Origin of the sequence: Sphingomonas sp. OV641, from assembly GCF_900109205.1 — a bacterium.
GTDB lineage: Bacteria > Pseudomonadota > Alphaproteobacteria > Sphingomonadales > Sphingomonadaceae > Sphingomonas.
Window position 1 is genome coordinate 1,823,054 of record NZ_FNZB01000001.1, and the last position, 19,491, is coordinate 1,842,544.

The following is a 19,491-nucleotide window of genomic DNA, read 5'->3' on the forward strand; positions in this document are numbered from 1 at the left end:
GACGCGATCAACCAGCGCGTCGGTCTGGGGATGTGCCGGCGGTGACTGCGCCTTTTCGTTTTCCGCGTTTTTTCGTGACCAGTCCGGCGCCCTGCCCGTATCTGCCCGGGCGGCAGGAACGGAAGGTATTCACCGAACTATCCGGTCCGCATGCCATTGAACTGAACGATGCGCTCGGCCGCATCGGCTTTCGCCGCAGCCAGTCGGTCGCCTATCGTCCCTCCTGCGTCGGCTGCACCGCCTGCGTGTCCGTCCGGGTCGTAACCAACGAGTTCGAGTCCAATAGCTCGCAGCGCAAGCTGGTCCGCCGCAACGACGATCTGGAAATCACCGCCTGTCGGCCATGGGCCACGGAGGAGCAGTTCCAGCTGCTGCGCCGCTATCTTTCCCATCGCCATCCCAGCGGCGGCATGGCGGGCATGGAGGAGCAGGATTATGCCGACATGGTCGAGCATTCGCCGGTCAATTCGGTGGTGGTCGAATATCGTGAACCGGCCGTCGGCGACCGTCCGGGCCGCCTGATCGGCGCGTGCCTGACCGACCGTCAGGCGGACGGGCTGTCGATGATCTACAGCTTCTTCGATGCGGAGCCCGGCGCGCGATCAGGCCTCGGCAATCTCATCATCCTTGATCACATCCTGCGCGCCCGCGCGGCCGGCCTGCCCTATGTCTATCTTGGCTATTGGGTGAAAGGCGCGGCGCGCATGGCGTACAAAACCCGCTATCGTCCACTTGAAAAACTGGGGCCGCAGGGCTGGACGCTGATGGCCGATGAGGACCTCGCCCCCGCGATCGAGACGAGCGAGCTCGCCTGAACGCGCCGATCAATCGTCGCTCTGCACCGTAACGTCGACCTCCAGCCGCTCCGCCCCTTCGCCAAGGCGCGATCCGGCGACAGGGGCGGCACCGGCGGCATCCAACGCGACCGCCACGCGGACATGATGCTCCTCCGGCGACAGGCCGAGCGACGGGTCGAAGGCGATCCAGCCAAGATCGTCGACATGCGCCTCTGCCCAGCCGTGCGGGGTCGGCCGGTGATCGCCCGCCAGATCGCAATAGCCCGAGACATAGCGCGCAGGCGCCCCTGCGGACCGCGCAGCAGCGATGAATACCTGAGCCATGTCGCGCGGGGTCAGTGCCTCCAGGGCGAAGGCGTCAGCGGCCGTGCGGCCTGGAACAGGGCGCCCGTGATCATCGGCGAAGCGCGCCCGCACAGCACGGTTCAGCCGGTGCAGGGCCGCAATGTCACGTCCGCCACCCTCTTTCGCAGCGAATTGGGCGATGGCCGCGTCGGACGCCGTTGATGGCGTTGTGCGCAGGAAGAAGCGCGGCGGCAGCAGTTCCGCGGCGCCGTGCAACACGCCGCTGGACGAACTCGTCACCACTTCACCGGAAACGGTCAGCTCGATCCGCTCGATCGCACCCTCGCAATAAAGCATCGTCGTGGCATTGCCGAAACCGTCACGGTGCCGGGTCATGCGCGAATCGCAGTCCACCGTGACATGCCATTCGGCAACCGTCTGATCATGCGTGTCGCCGGGCGTCATGCGCAGCAATTGCACGATCCTGCCCTGCGGCGCGGTGAAGGCGTAAACCGTGCGATGATCGATGGTCAGCCGCATCAGTGGAACTTGAACTGGCGCGCTATGGCCGCGTGAAGCTGATCGTTCTCGGCGATCAGCGCCTGCAGATGCTGGTGCAGGCCGGATACGATCACGTCGCTGGCACGCGTCTTGGTCGCGCGGGCGTGCCGGCTACGCGCCATGCGATCCGCCTCGCCATTGGTGCCCGTCCGCTTCGCCAATTGCGTCAGCACTTCCGTCACCTCCTCGATCGCGCCCGCCACGCTGCGCGGCAGTTCGCTGCGTGACAACAGCAGGTCGATGACATGAGCCGGGACCAGCCCGTCATTGTAGAGCCAGCGATAGGCGGTGACTGCAGAGACCGTCTGGAGAATGGTTGTCCACTGATCCCGGTCAACGGTGCCGCCGACTTGCTCGCCTTTGGGCAGCAGCAGGTGATATTTGACGTCAAGAAGCCGCGCGGTGTCGTCCACGCGTTCGGTCGCTTGGCCCAGGCGGATGAACAAGGTGGTCTGGTTGCGCAACATGCGATGCAGCGCCCCCTCGAACCCGCGGGTTTCCGCCTTTACCGCATCGACAAGCGCGAGCGTGCGATCGGGATCAGCACGATTGACCCGCTTGTCGAACACCAGCCAGGCGCCGTTGATCGCCGACCAGGATTCGCGCGTCAGCGCCGTTCGCACGGCTCGCGCGTTCATCCGCGCCATGTCCAGGCAGCGAACGATCGAGCCCGGGTTTGAAGAATCGCTCGTCAGAAACCGCGACACCGCCTCTCGCGTCAGGCTCGCGCCGGTCGCCTTGAACGCCGCTTCCGTGTCCGTCACCGTCAATGCGGACAGCCATGCCGCTTCCCCAGCGGGCCGGGCGGAGAGAACATCAAGGCGGATCGTCGCCTCGACCAGCCTCGCGATGAAGTCGGCGCGTTCGATGTAGCGACCCAGCCAGTAGAGCGAAGACGCAGTCCGGCTCAGCATCGGCCAGCACCGACAGCAAGGGGCACGGGCGAAGCGGGCTGCTCGGGATGCGGGTAAGCGACGCCGGCAGTATGCGCGCGGGAGCCACTCACAGGCTCTGCTCCTGCGTCATCCCGTTCTCGCCCATTGTCTGCGTCTGCCTGTTGCCGCCATCGAGCAGCACGAAACTGTCCTTCGTGCCGCCGCCCTGCGAGGAATTCACCACCAGCGACCCTTCGCGCAGGGCCACGCGGGTCAGGCCGCCGGGCACCACCTGAACGCCCTTCGCCCCGCTGAGCACGAAGGGACGAAAGTCGACATGTCGCGGCGCCACGCCGGCCTCGACCAGGGTCGGCACCGTGGAAAGCGCCAGCGTCGGCTGCGCGATGTAGCGATGCGGCTCCGCCTCCAGCACCTCGCGGAATTTCGCGATTTCGCCCTTGGACGCGGTCGGCCCCACCAGCATGCCATAACCGCCCGAACCATCGACCAGCTTCACCACCAGTTCGTCCAGGTGATCGAGCGTATAGCGCAACGCTTCCGGTTCCCGGCAGCGCCACGTCTCCACGTTGGGCAGCTTGGCCTCGCTTCCCGAATAGAAGCGGACAATCTCCGGCATGTAGCTGTAGATCGCTTTGTCGTCCGCGATGCCGTTGCCGGGCGCGTTGATGATGGCGACGTTCCCGGCGGCATAAGCTGCGATCAGCCCCGGCACGCCCAGCATCGAATCGGGTCGGAATACGAGCGGGTCGAGGAAATCGTCATCCACCCGCCGGTAGATGACGTCGACTTTAACCCGGCCGGCGATCGTGCGCATGTAAACCACGTCGTCGTCCACAACGAGATCGGCCGCCTCGACCAGTTCGACGCCCATCGAGTCCGCGAGGAAGCTGTGCTCATAGTAAGCGGAATTATAATGGCCCGGCGTCAGCACGACGCAGGTGGGGTTCTGGCCGCAACCGCGCGGACTGACCGAGCGCATCGTCTCGAGCAGCCGATCCGGATAGCTGTCCACCGCCGCCACGCGAAACTGACCGAACAGCTCCGGGCATAGCCGAACCATCGCCTCCCGGTTTTCCAGCATGTAGCTGACGCCCGATGGCGTTCGCGCATTGTCTTCCAGGACGAAGAACTCGTCCGGGCCGGTACGAACCAGATCGATGCCGCAGATGTGCGCCCAAATGCCGTGGGGCGGACGGATGCCAACGATTTCCGGCCGAAACTGCGGATTGAGGAAGATGAGATCCTCCGGCAGCACCCCCGCCTTCAGGATTTCCTGCGCGCCGTAGATATCGTCCAGAAAAGCGTTGATCGCCTCTACGCGCTGAACCAGCCCTTCAGACAACCGAGCCCATTCGTCGGCCAGAAAGACGCGCGGGACGATATCGAACGGGATGATGCGCTCGCTTGCATCATTGTCCCCGTACACGGCGAAGGTGATGCCGAGCTGCCGAAACGTGGCTTCGGCTGCCTCCTGTCGGCGGCGCAGTTCGTCAGCCGGCGTATCGGCGAGCCATTGGGCCAGGCTTGCAAGTTCAGGGCGGCTCCCGCCGCCTGTGCCCATGATCTCGTCGAAAGCCCGAATCCCCATCAGACGGTTAACGCCTCATCGATCGTTTCGGATGCATGCTGCTGTAGATTGTTGCAGCGCACAAGCATCTACCATCCAAAAGCGTTGCGCCGGCGTTTTTTGGATGAACGGTAGATCGTCCGGAAGAGGCAGGCGACGCCCGTGGGCGCCGCCCGCGTCGACGGTCAGTCGGCGTATTTCACTGAACAGCCATAAGGGCGCGCCTCTGGCACGGACACCTTCTTGCCGGCCTTCACCTCGGTCAGCGCCACCAGCAGGTGATTGCGGGCGCCGGGGATGTCCGCCTTGTCCGCGGTGGGTTTGTCGTCGATCCCGCCCTGGTAGACGAGTTTGCCCGACGCATCGATGAGATACATGTGCGGCGTGGTCTTTGCGCCATAGCCTTTGCCGACCCGGCCCTGCGGATCGAGGAGGTACGCCGTCGGCTGCGCCTTTTCCCGTGCGACGAACGCCTTGGCTTCCGCGCCGTTCATATGTCCTTGCTTGCCCGGCGCCCCAGAATTGATCGTCAGCCAGACGGCGCCCATGGAGCGCGCCTTGGCCTGGGCAGCCTGCATGTTGCCGCTGTCATAGTGTTTCTGGACATAGGGGCAGCCGGGGTTGTTCCACTCCAGCACCACCGGCTTTCCCCGAAACTGCGAAAGCGTCACGGCCTGACCGTTCGCATCGACGAGGCGGAAATTGCCGGCCGGCTGACCCGTGACCTGATCGGCGCTGGCCGGGATTGCCGCCATGGCGGCGATGGTGAATGGGATAAGCAGACGCATCCTACCTCTCCTCAGTTCGTCATGCCCCCTCCGGCAGAGCCGCGAGCATGCCGCTGGTCAGCAATTGCGGCAAGACCTTTGGCCGATCCGCGCCCTGCGGGTACCACAGATAAAGCGGCACGCCGGCGCGGTTGTGGGCTTCGATGAACCGGCCGAGCACCGGGTCGCCATCCGTCCAGTCACCGACCAGCACCGCAACCTTGCCTTCGGCAAAGGCCTGTCGCGCGGCGTCAGTCTCGATCGCCGCCTTTTCATTGACCTTGCAGGTGAGGCACCAGTCGGCGGTAAAATAGGCGAAGACCGGCCGCCCTTCAGCGCGCAGTGCAGCCAGTCGCTGCTCGCTGAACGGCTCGGCGCCGGCAAGCTCCATCGGCGCCGCGTCGGCCGGCGCTTGCGGGCGGACCAGCACGACCGCCAAGGTTGCGAGCGCCAGCGCGGGCATTGCTGGCCACCATGTGCGCTCCCGGCCGGATTGTTGCCGCCGACCGGTCCACCACAGGCCGAAAGCGGCCAATAAGGTCGCTGCGAGGCCCAAGGTCATGCCGTTCACGCCCGCCTGCCGGCCGAGCACCCATGCCAGCGCCAGCGCCGTCACGAACATCGGCACCGACAATATCCGGCGCAGCCGCGCCATCCACGGCCCCGGCTTCGGCAAACGGCGGCGCCATGCCGGGATGAAGCCGATCGCGAGGAATGGCAAGGCAATGCCCAGCCCCAGCCCGGCAAAGATCAGCAATGCGGCAAGCGGCGGCAGCACCAACGCCGCACCCAGGGCCGCGCCCATGAAGGGCCCGGTACACGGCGTCGCGACGAACGCCGCCAGCGCACCCGTGGCAAAGGCACCGCCAGTGCCGGCATGGCTGGCGAAGCGCGGCGTGGGCAGTTCGAATAGACCGGCGAGGTTCAGGGCGATGCCGCTCACGAGCAACAGCAGGACGCCGATGACCCGCGGGTCCTGGAGCTGGAACGCCCAACCGACGGTCGCCCCGCCCGCCCGCAGCGCCAGCAACAATCCGCCCAACGCAAGGCACACCAACACCACGCCTGCCGTATAGGCCAGCGCCTCCCGCCGCGCGGCGCCTTCCGTCTCGCCCGAGCGCGCCAGACCAAGCGCCTTGAGGCTCAGGATCGGGAAGACGCACGGCATCACGTTCAGCAGCAAACCGCCTAGTACGGCGCCGACAAAGGCGAGCATCGCACCGCCAAGAGGAAATTCCTCGCCCGCAGTGCTGGCGGCAGCGGAGACGGTGCCTGGCGCCGCGGTGAGCAGAAATCCCTGCCCCCCACCGGTCGCCAGCACGCCTTTGATGGCGCCTGTCGCGGGGCTAGTGGCGGCCTTGCTGGTGAGAATGATGCGGTCACCATCGCGCACCGCATTCTGGGGTGCGGCATAGTCCACGGCGCCGCCCGCGAGTGGATAAAAGTAGATGTCCTTGGCCTCGGCACCGGCAGGAAAAGGCACGGCCAGTCGAAACTGGCCATTGGCCGACTGCCATGTCGCCGCGGCACCGAGCGCCCGCGGCAGCTTCTGTCGCCACGCGTCGAAGCGCGCGCGCGTTGTCTCCTCGCCGGCACCGTCACCCACGGTGAGCTCGGTCGAGAGCGTCTGGGTCTCCGGCACGCAGATCTCGGTCGTGCATACGAGATAGTCGATCTTTACCGCGATCGGCAGGCGGGTACCGGGCGCGAGCCCAGGCGGGATCGTGAGGTCCACGAGCTGGGCGAACGGCGCCTCATAGACATAGTTCATCAGGCCGCCGACGATCAGCCGTTGCGGCACGGGGTAACGCAGCGCACCGGCGCGCACCCCTTTCGGGAGCGTCCACTTCAGCTGCGTTTCCACTCCGGCATCGCCAGGGTTCTGCCAATAGCCATGCCAATGCGGCTCAGGCCGCGAGTCGAACGCCAGCGTCACCGTGCTGCCCGCCGCCGGACGCACATTTTCGGCGACCAGATCGATGGCGACATGCCGCGTCTGCGCCGCGCTGAGCGGCGACAGCAATGCCATCACCGCGAAAAGAAACGCCGTTACCCACGCTTGCCTAGCCGCCATGGCACAGACATACCGCGCCCGCTCCCGCTTTGCATCAAGGTCCGTCATGAAAGCTTTGCTCGCCTCCTTGCTCGCCTCCATCGCGCTGCCGCTCTCCGTCGCACCCGCCGCCGCGCAGGAGGCTGCGCTGGAGTCGACGCAACCTGCGGCGCCGGCCGTGCCCACGACGCCGAGCACGCCGCCCAAGCTGATCATCGCGATTTCAGTGGATCAGTTCTCCGCCGACCTCTTTGCGCAATATCGCAATCGGTTCACCGACGGCTTTGCCCGCTTGCTGCAAGGCGCAGTGTTCCCCTCGGGCTATCAGAGCCACGCGAACACCGAGACCTGCCCGGGCCATTCCACCATCCTGACCGGCATGCGCCCCGCGCATACCGGCATCGTCGCCAACAACTGGATCAACCAGAAGGCCCCGCGCGCCGACAAGGAGGTCTATTGCGCCGAGGACGAGCGGATCCCCGGCACCGATCACTCCACCTACAAGCCTTCTGATCTGCACCTGAAGGTGCCGACGCTGGGCGAGATGATGAAGGCCGCCAATCCGGCAAGCCGAGTCGTGTCCGTCGCAGGCAAGGATCGCGCGGCGATCATGATGGGTGGGCACAAGATTGACGAAGTGTGGTTCTGGGGCGGCAACGATTTCGTCTCCTATGACGGACGACCAGTTCCTCCGGCGGTTCAGCGCGGCCGGGAGGCTGTGGCCAAGCTGATCGCCCAGCCGCAGGAGCCGCTTCCCGTTCCCGCCTTCTGCCGCCCGCTGATGCAGCCGATCGAAGTCGGTGGCCAGACGATCGGCAATGGCCGGTTCGCGCGCGCTGCCGGTGACACACGGGCCTTCCGGGCATCGCCCGCGCTGGACGGCGCGGTCTTCGCGATTGCCGCCGGGCTGATCCAGGACATGAAACTGGGTCAGGGCAGCGCGCCAGACATCATCTCGATCGGTGCCTCAGCAACCGATTATGTCGGTCACGGTTTTGGCCCGGGCGGCGGCGAGATGTGCCTGCAGATGGCAGAGCTCGACAAGACGCTTGGCGGCTTCTTCGCAGTTCTCGACTCTTGGGGCCTCGACTATCAGGTCGTGCTGACCGCGGATCATGGCGGCCACGACATGACCGAGCGGCAACAACAGCGTGCCATGCCGGGTGAAAGCCGCGTCTCGGCCGATCTTTCGGTGAAGGCGATCGGAGAGGCGATCGGCAAGCAGCTCGGCATCGCCGGCCCGGTCCTGCTCGGCTCGGAGGGCGATATCTACGTTGCCGATTCGGTGCCGGCAAACCGGCGTCAGGCAGTTATCGCCGAAACGGTAAAGCGGCTGCGCGCCTTTCCGCAGGTTGCTGCGGTCCTGACGCGCGAGGAGATCACCGCGGCAGCCATTCCGGCCACCCCACCGGAGACCTGGACGCTCGCTCAGCGCGCGCACGCCTCTTATGATCCGGAACGCTCCGGCGACCTCCTGCTCATGCTGAAGCCGCGTGTGGTAGGAATCGCGAAGCCCGGGCCAGGCTATGTCGCGACGCACGGCAGCCCGTGGGATTATGATCGGCGCGTTCCGATCCTGTTCTGGCGCAAGGGCATGGTCGGCTTCGAACAGCCGCAATCAATCGAAACGGTGGATATCGCACCCACCCTCGCGGCGACGATCAATCTGCCGGTTCAGGGGCTCGACGGACGATGCCTCGATCTTGACAGCGGGCCGGGCGACACCTGTCGCTGATCTGATCCGATGAGCGGCGCGCGCTGATCATCTACATACAACCATTTACGAGATAACCCGCATGGTAGACGGCGACGCCGTTTGCTATGCGGTTCGTTGGGTGTCGGTTGTACTGAATCGGTGGACGCACACGGCGAGCGTCACCTAGGGTCCGTCCACTCCTGAAATAGTGGACATTCTCCTCAAAAGAGCGGACGCTCGCCAAGCTGGATCAGCCGAGGCGTCGTATCATGCGAACCGCGGACCTGAAGACGGCGAGCGACGCTGACTGGGCAGAAGCGCACCGCCGCGAGAAGATCATCCGCCCACTAGCTGCCCTGGCCCGCGTCCCGGGCAACGCAGCCGCCGAAGCGCTGGATCATCTCGGGCTCGGTCGCGCCCGTTTTCACGAACTTCTCCAGCTTTATCGGGCGTCGCCAGTCGCCGCCTCGCTGTTGCCGCGCCCACGGGGCCGGGAGAGGGGAGAGCAGCGGCTTTCATCTGCTGCCGAGCAGTTGATCTCCCGAGGCATCGCGGAGTGTTACCTCACCCTCGAGAAGCCAAGTGTCCAGGCGCTCCGCCGCTGGCTCCGACATGAGGGGCAGAAGATCGGGCTGAAGGTGCCCAGCACCAAGGCGATCCAAGCGCGATTGGACAGACTGGCTCCCAAGACCGTCATGGCGCGCAGGCAAGGGTCGAAGGCCGCTGCTGACAAATGGGAGCCGACGCGAGGCGTGTTGAACGCCAGCTACGCGCTGGAGCTCGTCCAATCGGACCACACGCTGGTCGACGTGATCGTCGTCGACGATCTGTATCGCAAGCCAATCGGTCGGCCGTGGCTCACCCTGATGGTTGATATCGCGAGCCGCACGGTACCGGGGTTCCACCTCGATATGCTCGCACCCTCGGCCGTGTCGGTCGGCATGTGCATGCGTCAAGCCGTTCTCCCCAAGGCCGATTGGTTGGCCGAGCGCGGCATGAAGGCACCTTGGGACAATCAGGGTCTCATGGATCGGCTGCATCTCGACAATGCACGCGAGCACCGCTCCGATGCTTTGAAACGTGGTTGCCGTGCCCACTCGATATCGATCGAATACCGCCCGGTGCGTCGCCCGCACTTCGGTGGCCACATCGAGCGGCTGATCGGGACGGTGATGGGCACCGTCCATCTTCTGCCCGGCACTACCTTCTCCAATGTCGCGGAGCGCGGCGATTATGACTCCGAGGGTGAAGCGTGCATGACGCTGGGCGAGTTGGAGGTCTGGCTCGCCGCGCAGATCATCGGTCCATACCACGCCGAACGGCACCGCGGGATCGGCATACCGCCGGCGCTCGCTTGGGCCGAGGCGATGGACCGCCGACCGGAGCTGGGCCGCCTGCCGGTGGATCGCGCCACGTTCCTGTTTGACTTCCTGCCTTGCGAGCTGCGTGCAGTGACCCCGCACGGCATCGAGCTGTTCCACACGCATTATTGGCATGATGCGCTGTCGTGCTGGTACACGCGATCCGGGCAGACGATGCCAGTCCGCTGGGATCCGCGCGACCTTTCCCGCATCTGGCTCGAGCTGCCGCACGGTGAGCACCTCGAGGTGCCCTACCGCGACTTGCGGCGTCCCGCGATCACCCGCTGGGAACAGAGGGAGGCGGTTCGCGCCTTGCGCGAGCGCGGCCAGCAGGCCGTAGACGAGACGCTGATCTTTCAGGCGGTAGAGACGCAGCGGCTGATCGTCGCGGAAGCGGCTCACAAGACCAAGGCAGCACGGCTCGCACTTCAGAAGACTAAGGCGGCGCTGAATGACGCGCGCCGGGCCAGGAGCAGCGGCAAGCTCCCGCTCGAGCAGGGTAAACCTGCCACTCTGCCAAGGTCGACAGATAATGGGGCGAGTGATCGGCAGGCGCTTCCATATCTGGTGGAGGAGATGCCCCGGTGAGCGATCTGTCCCATCTCGCCGAGGGGTACCGCGAGCGCGCGATGTGGGCCGACAAGGAGCGGATCGCCTGGATCCGAATGGATCGGTGGCTCGGCTTTCCCAAAGCAGAGGTCGTGCGCAAGACCTTGGACGGTATGCTGCGCTACCCGCCGCGCACCCGTATGCCGTGTCTGCTGATCTACGGGCAGACGGGGATGGGCAAATCTCGCATCGTCGAGCGCTTCGAGGCAGAAAACCCGAGGGGCTTCAACGAGGCGACAGGCACGGCGACGATCCCGGTTGTGGCCGTTCAGCTGCCGCCGCAGCCGACCGATGGCGAGTTCTACGGCGAGGTTCTCGAGAAACTCGGCGCCGGCTTTGCGGGTCGCGGCGATGTTCAGCGAGCCCGGCAGCTCACTCGCCGGCTCATGGGGCAGGTGGGGGCTCGGATGCTGATCCTGGACGAGATCAACCACATGCTGGCCTGCACGCCGCGCCAGCAGCGTGTCTTCCTCAACACGCTTCGCTATCTAGCCAACGACCTGCAGATCCCGCTCGTCTGCACCGGCAACCACGAGGCGCGCGCGGCGCTGCTCACGGATGCGGCACTGGCCGAGCGGTTCGACGCGGTCGAGCTTGTCCGGTGGCAGAACGACGAGCCGTTTCGGCTGCTGATGGTCACGCTCGCTGCGATCCTCCCTTTACGCAAGCCATCTCAGCTGGAGGAAGAGCGATGCCGCACCGCCATCCTCGACCTCAGCGATGGGAACACCGGCCGCATCTTCCGGCTCGCCGAAACGCTGGCCGTACGAGCGATCGAGAACGGCACCGAGCGGATCGAGGTAGGAGACCTCGACGCCGACGATCTCGTGCTCCCCTCCGTCAGCATGAAGGCGTTGGCTCAGCGCCGCGGCCGCGGGCGAGCGAAGGCGGCGGTCGCTTGAGCCGTGGCTGGGTTGGCGCTGCCGATCGCGCCCCGTCCTCGTCCCGACGAGTTGCCGTCGTCCTGGCTCGGGCGGACCGCGGCCTGCTACGATGTATCGGTCGCCGAGTTCCGGCAGGTGCTATGGACGGCCGGTCCGAGCATGAAAGCGCGGCCGGATGTCGAGTGGGATCCGCACGAGGCGGAAAGCGTCGCAGCCGGTCTGCGGGTCGCGTTGGAGGTCGTGCTCAGCCTCGGGCTCAAGCGCCGCTGGCGGGGGCTCGCGGTGGACTGGTTGCCAAGCACTGACGGCTCCGGCCGAGCGCGAGGTGATCTCGATCTGGCCTGGTGCCACCATTGCCTTGCCGAAGCGCACGAGGCTGGCGGAGCTTATCTCGAAGCGGAGGCGGCGCTGCCGCTCGTCTTCTGTCATCGTCATGGCGCTTGGCGTCAGGATTATTGTCGGCGCTGTCGGCCAAAGCACGCGCCGCGGTTCACCTGGCCGAGCAGCATCGAGTTCGTGTGCGGAGACTGCGGCACGCCGCTCAGGGCGAGCCGCTGGGAGCAGCCGACACCAGCGGCTTATTTCGAGCCGGAGGAGACGGCCGCGGCGCTTCCAATCCTACTTGCGTTCGACGGGGAGGTTCGTAACGCGTTGCTCGGCCATCCCGCATGCTTGCCAGGGATGGAGCCTGTGCCCGCCCGCCAGTTCCTCACCGTGCTGCGCGATCTTACCCGAGCGCTGCTGGCGCCAAGCGCCCTCAAGACCAGTTACATCAACCTGTTCGACTGCCCCTTGCTTCCGATCATGCCGGAGCACAAACCGCACACATGGGGCGAACAGCCTTATTATGAGCTTTCGCCATCCGGTCGAGCTCACGTTCTGAGCGCGGTGGCAGCGCTCCTCGCCGACGAGCCCGTCAGCCGCCTGATGTCGGGCGCACATCTGCCTTTCCGCGAGCGCCTCACGCTGGAAAAGCTGCTCAACTATGTGCCTCGCTGGGTACAGGCATTGCTGATCCGAAGCAGTGCGGGCTGGCCTGCGCGCCTGCGCGTCCGCGTCGATGCCCATCAGCGACAAACGGGTATGGACGCGAACGACGTTCTGGCGCAGTTTAATGCGTGGCGGGCCGAGCGCGAGCAACGGCAACGCGAACGCACGTCGCTGATCGGGTAGTTTCGGCGGCGATAGGGCAGTAAGTCCCTCCAGCAACACGCTAATCAGCCAGTTCGATAATATGTATTATGTAAAGTCGAGGGAATTTTCCTGAGGCTTTCTTTGTTCCCGATCCCTCTGAATGAGGATGCGTTACCTCACACTCCGCTATATCCTGGCTCTGTCTGCATCGCGGACAAGAACGGATGCATCGGCGCGCGTTCACGCTTTAACTATGATTTGGTTCCGGCGCTTCCCTCAAGTTTTGGGTTCGCCTAAACTGGAAGCAGGCCGTGCAGTGGTTAGCCCGTTGAGATCACCGGACGAGCCATCCCGAATGAACGCCTCTCTCGCCATCAGCATGCCCGAGTTGAACATGGCCGAGCGCACCCGGGCGTTCGCATGGGACCGCACGCCCCTGGGTCCGCGCAGCACTTGGCCGGCGGCCCTTCGCATCTCGGTCGATGCCATGCTTGCCTCGCTCCATCCCATGTGCCTGATCTGGGGGTCGGAGCGCATCCTGCTCTACAACGACGGTTATGCCCCCATCCTGGGCAGCCGGCACCCCGACGCGCTTGGTTACCCGACCGCGGAGGTATGGCCCGAACTATGGCCTGACCTGGAGCCGCTGATCGAGGGGGTGTTCCGGGGCGAAAGCGTCGCCTTCCGGGATCAGCCGCTCACCATGACCCGCAACGGGTTCACGGAGGAGACGTGGTACGACTTCGCCTACTCGCCCGTCTGGGACGACGAAGGCGAGGTCGCGGGCCTGATGAACATCACCTCCGACAGCACCGCGCGCGTGAAGGCGAAGCGCGAGCGCGACGCCGCGACCGCCGAGGCGCAGGAAGCGGCGGTGTTCATGCGCAGCGTGCTGGCCGCCTCGACCGACTGCATCAAGGTCGTGGAGCTGGACGGCACGCTCTCCTTCATGAGCGAAGGCGGCATGAAGACGATGGAGGTCAGCGACTTCAACGCCGTCGCCGGATGCCCCTGACCGAACTTCCTCAAGGAAGGCGGACCCGCCTACGCGAAGGAGGCGATCGAGGCAGCCAAGCGGGGCGAAACCACGCACTTCGAGGCGCCGGCCGATACCTACCTCGGCACCGCCAAGCATTGGTCCATCTCGGTATCGCCCATTCCCGGGCTGGATGGGGAGACCGCCCGCATCCTGTCGGTGTCGCGCGACCACACCGCCCTGGAGCAGGTGCGCCAGCAGCAGCAGCTCCTCAATGGCGAGCTGGCGCACCGCATCAAGAACATCCTGACAATGGTGCAGTCGATCGCCAGCCAGACGATGCGCGACGCGCCCTCGCCGGAGGAGGCATCGGCCGACTTCGCTCCCGCCTCGCCTCCTTGGGGCGTGCGACCGACGTGCTGACCGCATCGTCATGGCAGGAGGCTGGGCTGCACGAGGTGCTGGATGCCGGCCTGACGGCGGTCGCCGGGCAACGCGACCGGATAAAGATGGAAGGCCCGCGCATCCGGTTGAACTCCCAAGCCGCTCTGGCGTTGACCTTGGCCCTGCATGAATTGGCGACCAACGCCACTAAGTATGGAGCGTTGAGCAACGAGACGGGCACGGTGATGATCCAGTGGCAAGTGAGGGATGAGGAAGGTGGCCCCCACTTCTCCTTCCTCTGGCAGGAGCAGGGCGGTCCGCCGGTGTCGGCGCCGACCCGCCGGGGGTTCGGCTCCCGCATGATCGAACGCTCGCTACGTGGCTATTTCCGGGGCGATACCACGTTGAGCTACCCGGTATCTAGCGCCGAGTTCCGGATCGAAGCGCCGCTGGCAGGTGCCGGCGAGGCGATCGGCGCATGACCATCGAGCAAGCCGAGCGGGCGCGAGCCATCCTGATCATGGAGGACGAGGCGTTCATCCGCTACGACCTTGTGGACTTCTTCGAGGATCGCGGCTTCGAGGCCGAGAATGCCGACCAGGCGATTGCGCTGCTGGAAGCGAACGCCACGATCTGGATCGTGCTAACCGACGTTGCCATGCCCGGATCGATGGATGGCATGAAGCTCGGCCACTATGTCCGCGACCGCTATCCCCCGACATTGCTGGTGGTGGTGTCCGGCATCGTGAAGGTGCACCCGTCCGAGCTGCCGACGCGGGCGGCGTTCATTCCCAAGCCTTTCGATTTACGATCGATCCTACGCACGATCGACCGTTTAGCGGCGTAATGGAAAGTGAAGGGGCTTGCTGCTGCCTCCATGGCGACAGCGTCCGTGGATATTCCTGGCGCATCCATTCGGTTATGACACCAACCAAGCGGCGGTGGTTCTCCGAGAATGATGCGTTTCTGCGGCTCGTTTCCGGCGAGCAGCTTCACAGGCGTATTTTGGTAGTTTGGAGGAAATGGCGCTTGCACACCAAGCTGAACCCGCAGGTGCCTTCCTGCGCTATCGGGTCATCCCTGCTCGTTGAAAGATGCTCTCGATGCTGCGGGTCAAGGCGCCTGGCCACTGTTTGCTCGATATTGCCAACTCCACGACGATCTCCGGCCAATGTGCCAAGATTGGGGTACGCATTGGGATCGAGCGAGCCGACCGCTTCAGGCTGCCAGACAGCGATCGGCCGCGCGCTTCGTCCGCCAGCTTTGCAGCAGTTCGATCTGTCTCGTGTGCACCTCGTCGATAGATGGCGGCTCGGCCTGACAGATCGCATCGTCCGCAATGATCTGAGGTTCTGATCCGGAAGCCTCATCGCGGCTCGCGTGATCCATGAGTGCGCGCAGCATCTGCCGCCCCCTTACCACGCGGCTCTTGATTGTGCCGACAGGAACCTGCTCGATCGTGGCCGCTTCTTCGTAGCTCAAGCCCTCGATTCCAACGAATTGAATGCACCGCTGCTGCTCGGGCGTCAGGCGTGGCCACAGGCGGCGAACATCGCTCAACGTCACGACCGACTCCTGGTTTGACGCCACCGGAACGTCGTTGAGTTCGGCAGTCTCGCCCACTTGTACCGTGCGTCGACGACGTACATGCGACAGAAACGAATTGCGAAGAATACGGAAGGTCCACGCCTTCATGTTCGTACCGGCTTCAAATGATGCGCGGCTGCGCCACGCCTTCAGCACGGTTTCCTGAACAAGATCCTGTGCAGCATCAGGATTTCTGGCTAGCGATCGTGCATAGCTTGCCAGCATGGGCATCAGGTTGCTCAATGCAGCGCCGAAATCAGCCCAGTCCTCGGCAAGTGGATGTTGTTCGTAGTCCGGCTGTTCCACACGCAAGGCCCTCGTTCGATCTAACCAGGGTGCGGTTTATACACCAGCCGGTTTACTTATAGAGAACACCCCCTCCCCCTGGATTGTTCCGTCGTTCACAGATGAAGCTCGAGGGGCGGTCTCAGCGCGCGCTAGACGGAAGGCAGAAACCGTGAATCCGTCACATCGGGCGATGGCAGGTCAGCGCCTCCGCCTGCTCGCGAACCAGGCCCAGCTTGCGGGCAATACCGCTGACGCCATCAATATCGTGCCGACAACATCATGGTCACGCTGAAGGATCGCGCCGGCGACCAGCATTCCGGCAGACAGGACGTTGGGATCGGCGCGCCGGAGCGAGGCCGGGGGTGAGACTGCGCGTTTGTGCAACTCGATCGGCAGCGCGCCCGACCGTGCGACACGCTCCGCGAAGGTCACCAAATCGGGGGATACCGCGGCCAGCCGGCCAAGGCTTGTCGCCAGCCGCCGTCCGCCCCGCTTGAGTCCGGCCGGGCCGATCCGCTCGCGCAGAAGTTCGCGCGCGATCGGCGCGGCGCGCGCGGCGATGTCGAAGCCGGGATCGAGCCGTCGCACGAACCCTTCGGCGATCAACAGGGTGCGCAGCAGCAGGGCGAGATCGGGCGGCAGCGCCAGCCGGTAGGTTCGCAGCAGCGCGAATACACGGCCGAAGATGTCGGCTAGCTCGATCTGCTGGAGTACCGCCCCGCGGAATCGCCCAGTGAGCGCGTCGAGGTCGCGGGCCAGCGCCTGACGATCGACATCGGTTTCGCCGGACCATTGCAGCAGCACGTCCGTGACCGACCGCGTATCCTCGCTTGCGATCGCAAGGATGAGCGTGACGACCTCGTTCCTCCGGGCGGGGCTGAGCACGCCGACCGCGCCGAAGTCGATGAACGCGAGCGAGCGATCGGCAAGGACAAAGACGTTGCCGGGATGGGGGTCCGCGTGGAACCGGCCGTTGAAGATGATCATCCGCAGCACGGCATCCGCGTAGCGGCCGGCGACCTCCACGCCCCCCTCCTGCGCCCCGTCGATAATCTCGCGGACTGGCACGCCGTTGAGCCGCTCCTGCACGTTGATCCGGCGCCCGACCTGATCCCAGTAGAAGGCGGGCGTGCGGACGCCGAGCGGCTGCAGGAAGGCCCCGATGCTCTCGCAGGCTGCCGCTTCGGCACTGAGGTCCATTTCCTGCGACAGACTCTCCGCGAAAAACCGGAGCAGGTCGTCAGGTTTGAGGCGCCGTATCTCCGGCGAGTGCCTCGCGGCAAGCCGCGCGATGCGGCGGAGCAGCCGAAGGTCGGCATCGACTCGTTCCGCGATCCCCGGCCGGCGTATCTTGACTACGACTTCGGTTCCGTCGCGAAGGGTGGCGGCATGAACCTGCGCGATCGACGCCGCGGCGATCGGGTCGCGGCCGAAGCTCGCAAACACGTCCTCGATCGGGGAGCCGAGCGCGGCCAGGATCGTCGGCTCCAGCGCCTCGAACGGCAGCGGTGTCACGCGATCCTGCAGCGTTGCCAGCGCACGCACCCATTCCGGCCCTAGCAGGTCTTCACGGGTCGCGAGCACCTGCCCCAGCTTCACCGCGACAGGTCCAAGGTCCCGCAGCAGCGCGACGACCCGCTCGGGCGTACAGACGTCTGCCGGCTGCTCCGAGCGACCTGGCAGCAGACCCAGGCGAGCGGCCAAGCCGTTCAGCCCGTGGCGGCCCATGATCTGGATGAGTTCGGCAAGGCGCGCGCGCTCACCGAGTTGAGGCTCGTCGTCGTTGACGAGCATCACATGGTCCCTTTGTCGACGTGCCGCGGACGGCAGCCGTCGAGAAACAGATCAATCACGCGCAAGATACGTTCGCGAGCTGCATCGTCGTACGCGGGAGGAGACAGCCCGAGCGCCGCGCGGCGCATGGGCGCGACGACGACGAGCGTGACGAACTGCTCGGCAGCGAACACCGGGTCCGCCAGCGACAGCTCGCCCTTGGCATCGGCATGGGCGAGGATGGAGGCCACCCATTGGACAGCCCGCTGATAGCCGAAGTCGTGGATGTTCGCCGCGAGCGCAGGAAAACGCACCGCTTGGGCAATGACGACGCGTTCCATCGAGGCGATCCGAGGCGTCAGGAGCCACTCGAGCAGGCGATCGGCGATGACGCGAAGGCGCGATGCAATGTCGGGTTCGTCGCTGCCGGAGGGTTCGAGCGCGCGCAGCTGCGTATCGATCTCGTCCAGGATGACAGCCTCGAACACGCGAGCCTTGCTGCCGAACCGCGCGTACAGGGTTCGCTTGGAGATGCGCGCCTGTTCGGCGATCATGTCGGCACTGGCGCCGTCGAAACCGTGCTGGAAAAACAGCTCGCGGGCGCTCTTGAGGATATGCGAAGTCAGTCGGAGCGCGTCCTCGGTCGTCGGTCTGCCCATCTTCCCTGGGCGCCGGCTCTTCTTCTCGTCATCGCTCAATCTCGTTCTCCTGGAGCGAGGGTAGCGCGATCCGGACCCGTTGACGAGGATCACGCCGGGACGGTCGGTTCCTCGCCTGCCAGCCCGCTCTCCGACCAGAGTTGTCCTATCGTGTCGCGGTCGATCACTGCCGCGACCCCGGCTTGTAGGTCGGGAGGGACGGTGCACCCACACCCAGCCCTTCCTGATCGAGGCGAACGGCCGTATCTCTGACAGCGCCTGCCTTCTTCCTTGCTGAACGAACGGTTTCACGCAGTTGGGCCTCTTTCACGGTCGCGCTGCGGATCGTGGGTCGAACAGCCTCGACGCGAGCCGTGAGACGCACGGCTCCGCCACGGGCATTCAGCAACGCACGGTTCGCCCTGGCGAGGACGGTTGCGCGGCTTTCTACCACAGCGCTCCCCAACCGTTCGGCGCTTTCGCCGGATCGCTGCAAGGCGTCCCCCAGGGCCACGACACGCCCGCGGGCGCCGGTAAGCGCGTCAGATGCCGCTCCAGCCTTGTCTGCCCAGCCTGCGGAACTCTCCGCGAGCGCCGCCAGCCGATCGCTGGCCCGCTGCTGTTGGGCGGCATCGAGGTTGCGCGACACGGAGTCGACTGTCCGGCTGATCTTGTCCACGAGCGCGACTGGATCCCCTCCCCCGCCAAGAAGCCCACCCTCCTTGGCGGGGATGATGGGAAGCTCACCGACCCTCGTCGCGACGATCGGGGATGCACCGGACTTTGCGCCGTCGAGACTGATGTTGGCCGTCCCTGCCAGTGCGGATCGCGCGATCGTTGCCTTGACACCTGTGACGATGGGGGTTCCCGGTTCGAGGCTGATGGTGACGAGAACCGCTGAGGGATCAGCTCCGTCAAACCGTATGGACGTGACATGGCCCGCCGGGACGCCCGAGAACGTCACTGGTGATCCCTTTTCCAGGCCGGCGACGCTCCCGGTGAAACGGATGAGATACGGGTTTCCGTCTCCACTTCGCGCATCGAAAAGCCAAAGGGTGAAGACGAGAAGCGTGCTCAGCAGAAGGCCGGTGACCGCGAGCACAAGGAATTTGTTGGATCGCGTTTCCATCGCAGGATGCAGACGTTAAGGCGAAGAAGTTTGTAAGTAAACCGTACCGTTTTCCTGTGCTTGGCTTGTGGACGCGGCGGGGAACAGGAATCGTCTGGGCAGGGAG

Annotated in this window: 16 protein-coding genes and 1 pseudogene; 8 read left to right on the plus strand and 9 right to left on the minus strand. The window is 65.2% G+C overall.

What is annotated here, in order from left to right; all coding sequences use genetic code 11:
- The first annotated feature begins 41 nt into the window (after window positions 1-41).
- Window positions 42-815: an arginyltransferase gene (locus BMX36_RS08710; RefSeq protein ID WP_093065416.1), complete on the plus strand. Its 774-nt coding sequence runs from the start codon at window positions 42-44 to the stop codon at window positions 813-815.
- Window positions 816-824: 9 nt separating this feature from the next.
- Here BMX36_RS08710 and BMX36_RS08715 read toward each other — a convergent pair whose 3' ends face one another.
- The 5 genes from BMX36_RS08715 to BMX36_RS08735 all read right to left on the minus strand — a co-directional run bounded on the left by BMX36_RS08715 (window position 825) and on the right by BMX36_RS08735 (window position 6,947).
- Window positions 825-1,622, minus strand: a complete 798-nt coding sequence (locus BMX36_RS08715; protein ID WP_093064526.1) for a transglutaminase family protein — start codon at window positions 1,620-1,622, stop codon at window positions 825-827.
- Window positions 1,622-2,557, minus strand: a complete 936-nt coding sequence (locus BMX36_RS08720) for an alpha-E domain-containing protein (protein WP_066780538.1) — start codon at window positions 2,555-2,557, stop codon at window positions 1,622-1,624. Before BMX36_RS08720 ends, BMX36_RS08715 begins: the two co-directional genes overlap by 1 nt.
- Window positions 2,558-2,645: 88 nt before the next feature.
- A complete protein-coding gene (locus tag BMX36_RS08725; RefSeq protein WP_093064528.1) occupies window positions 2,646-4,127 on the minus strand; it encodes a circularly permuted type 2 ATP-grasp protein in 1,482 nt (493 codons plus the stop codon).
- 164 nt (window positions 4,128-4,291) lie between these two features.
- Window positions 4,292-4,894, minus strand: a complete 603-nt coding sequence (locus BMX36_RS08730; protein ID WP_093064530.1) for a thioredoxin family protein — start codon at window positions 4,892-4,894, stop codon at window positions 4,292-4,294.
- A 19-nt stretch (window positions 4,895-4,913) separates the two neighbouring features.
- A complete protein-coding gene (locus BMX36_RS08735; RefSeq protein ID WP_093064532.1) occupies window positions 4,914-6,947 on the minus strand; it encodes a protein-disulfide reductase DsbD family protein in 2,034 nt (677 codons plus the stop codon).
- 46 nt (window positions 6,948-6,993) lie between these two features.
- Between BMX36_RS08735 and BMX36_RS08740 the strand changes: the two genes are divergently transcribed.
- From BMX36_RS08740 to BMX36_RS08765, 7 genes and pseudogenes are all read left to right on the plus strand, one after another.
- Window positions 6,994-8,661: an alkaline phosphatase family protein gene (locus tag BMX36_RS08740; RefSeq protein ID WP_093064534.1), complete on the plus strand. Its 1,668-nt coding sequence runs from the start codon at window positions 6,994-6,996 to the stop codon at window positions 8,659-8,661.
- Window positions 8,662-8,891: 230 nt separating this feature from the next.
- Window positions 8,892-10,571: a Mu transposase C-terminal domain-containing protein gene (locus BMX36_RS08745; protein ID WP_093064536.1), complete on the plus strand. Its 1,680-nt coding sequence runs from the start codon at window positions 8,892-8,894 to the stop codon at window positions 10,569-10,571.
- Complete coding sequence (locus BMX36_RS08750) at window positions 10,568-11,494, plus strand: TniB family NTP-binding protein (protein ID WP_093064538.1); 927 nt, start codon at window positions 10,568-10,570, stop codon at window positions 11,492-11,494. The genes BMX36_RS08745 and BMX36_RS08750 overlap by 4 nt, the downstream gene beginning before the upstream one ends.
- Window positions 11,495-11,506: 12 nt before the next feature.
- Window positions 11,507-12,649, plus strand: a complete 1,143-nt coding sequence (locus BMX36_RS08755; protein WP_137862505.1) for a TniQ family protein — start codon at window positions 11,507-11,509, stop codon at window positions 12,647-12,649.
- A gap of 316 nt (window positions 12,650-12,965) precedes the next feature.
- A complete protein-coding gene (locus tag BMX36_RS22105) occupies window positions 12,966-13,625 on the plus strand; it encodes a PAS domain-containing protein (protein WP_066780665.1) in 660 nt (219 codons plus the stop codon).
- 300 nt (window positions 13,626-13,925) lie between these two features.
- Window positions 13,926-14,452, plus strand: a pseudogene (locus tag BMX36_RS22110) (HWE histidine kinase domain-containing protein).
- Complete coding sequence (locus tag BMX36_RS08765) at window positions 14,449-14,817, plus strand: response regulator (protein ID WP_066780660.1); 369 nt, start codon at window positions 14,449-14,451, stop codon at window positions 14,815-14,817. The pseudogene BMX36_RS22110 and the gene BMX36_RS08765 overlap by 4 nt, the downstream one beginning before the upstream one ends.
- A 371-nt stretch (window positions 14,818-15,188) precedes the next feature.
- Here the strand turns inward: BMX36_RS08765 and BMX36_RS08770 are convergent, their stop codons facing one another.
- The 4 genes from BMX36_RS08770 to BMX36_RS08785 form a co-directional block, all read right to left on the minus strand.
- Window positions 15,189-15,863: a sigma-70 family RNA polymerase sigma factor gene (locus BMX36_RS08770; RefSeq protein ID WP_231023664.1), complete on the minus strand. Its 675-nt coding sequence runs from the start codon at window positions 15,861-15,863 to the stop codon at window positions 15,189-15,191.
- A gap of 180 nt (window positions 15,864-16,043) precedes the next feature.
- Entirely contained in the window at window positions 16,044-17,639 is a 1,596-nt protein-coding gene (locus BMX36_RS08775) for an ABC1 kinase family protein (protein WP_085811333.1), read from the minus strand.
- Window positions 17,639-18,316 carry a TetR/AcrR family transcriptional regulator gene (locus BMX36_RS08780; protein WP_231023661.1) on the minus strand — a complete coding sequence of 226 codons (678 nt, stop codon included), beginning with the start codon at window positions 18,314-18,316 and terminating at the stop codon, window positions 17,639-17,641. The genes BMX36_RS08775 and BMX36_RS08780 overlap by 1 nt, the downstream gene beginning before the upstream one ends.
- Before the next feature lie 124 nt (window positions 18,317-18,440).
- Window positions 18,441-19,385, minus strand: coding sequence for an MlaD family protein (locus BMX36_RS08785; RefSeq protein WP_046408735.1), 945 nt, complete (start codon window positions 19,383-19,385; stop codon window positions 18,441-18,443).
- Window positions 19,386-19,491: the final 106 nt, after the last annotated feature.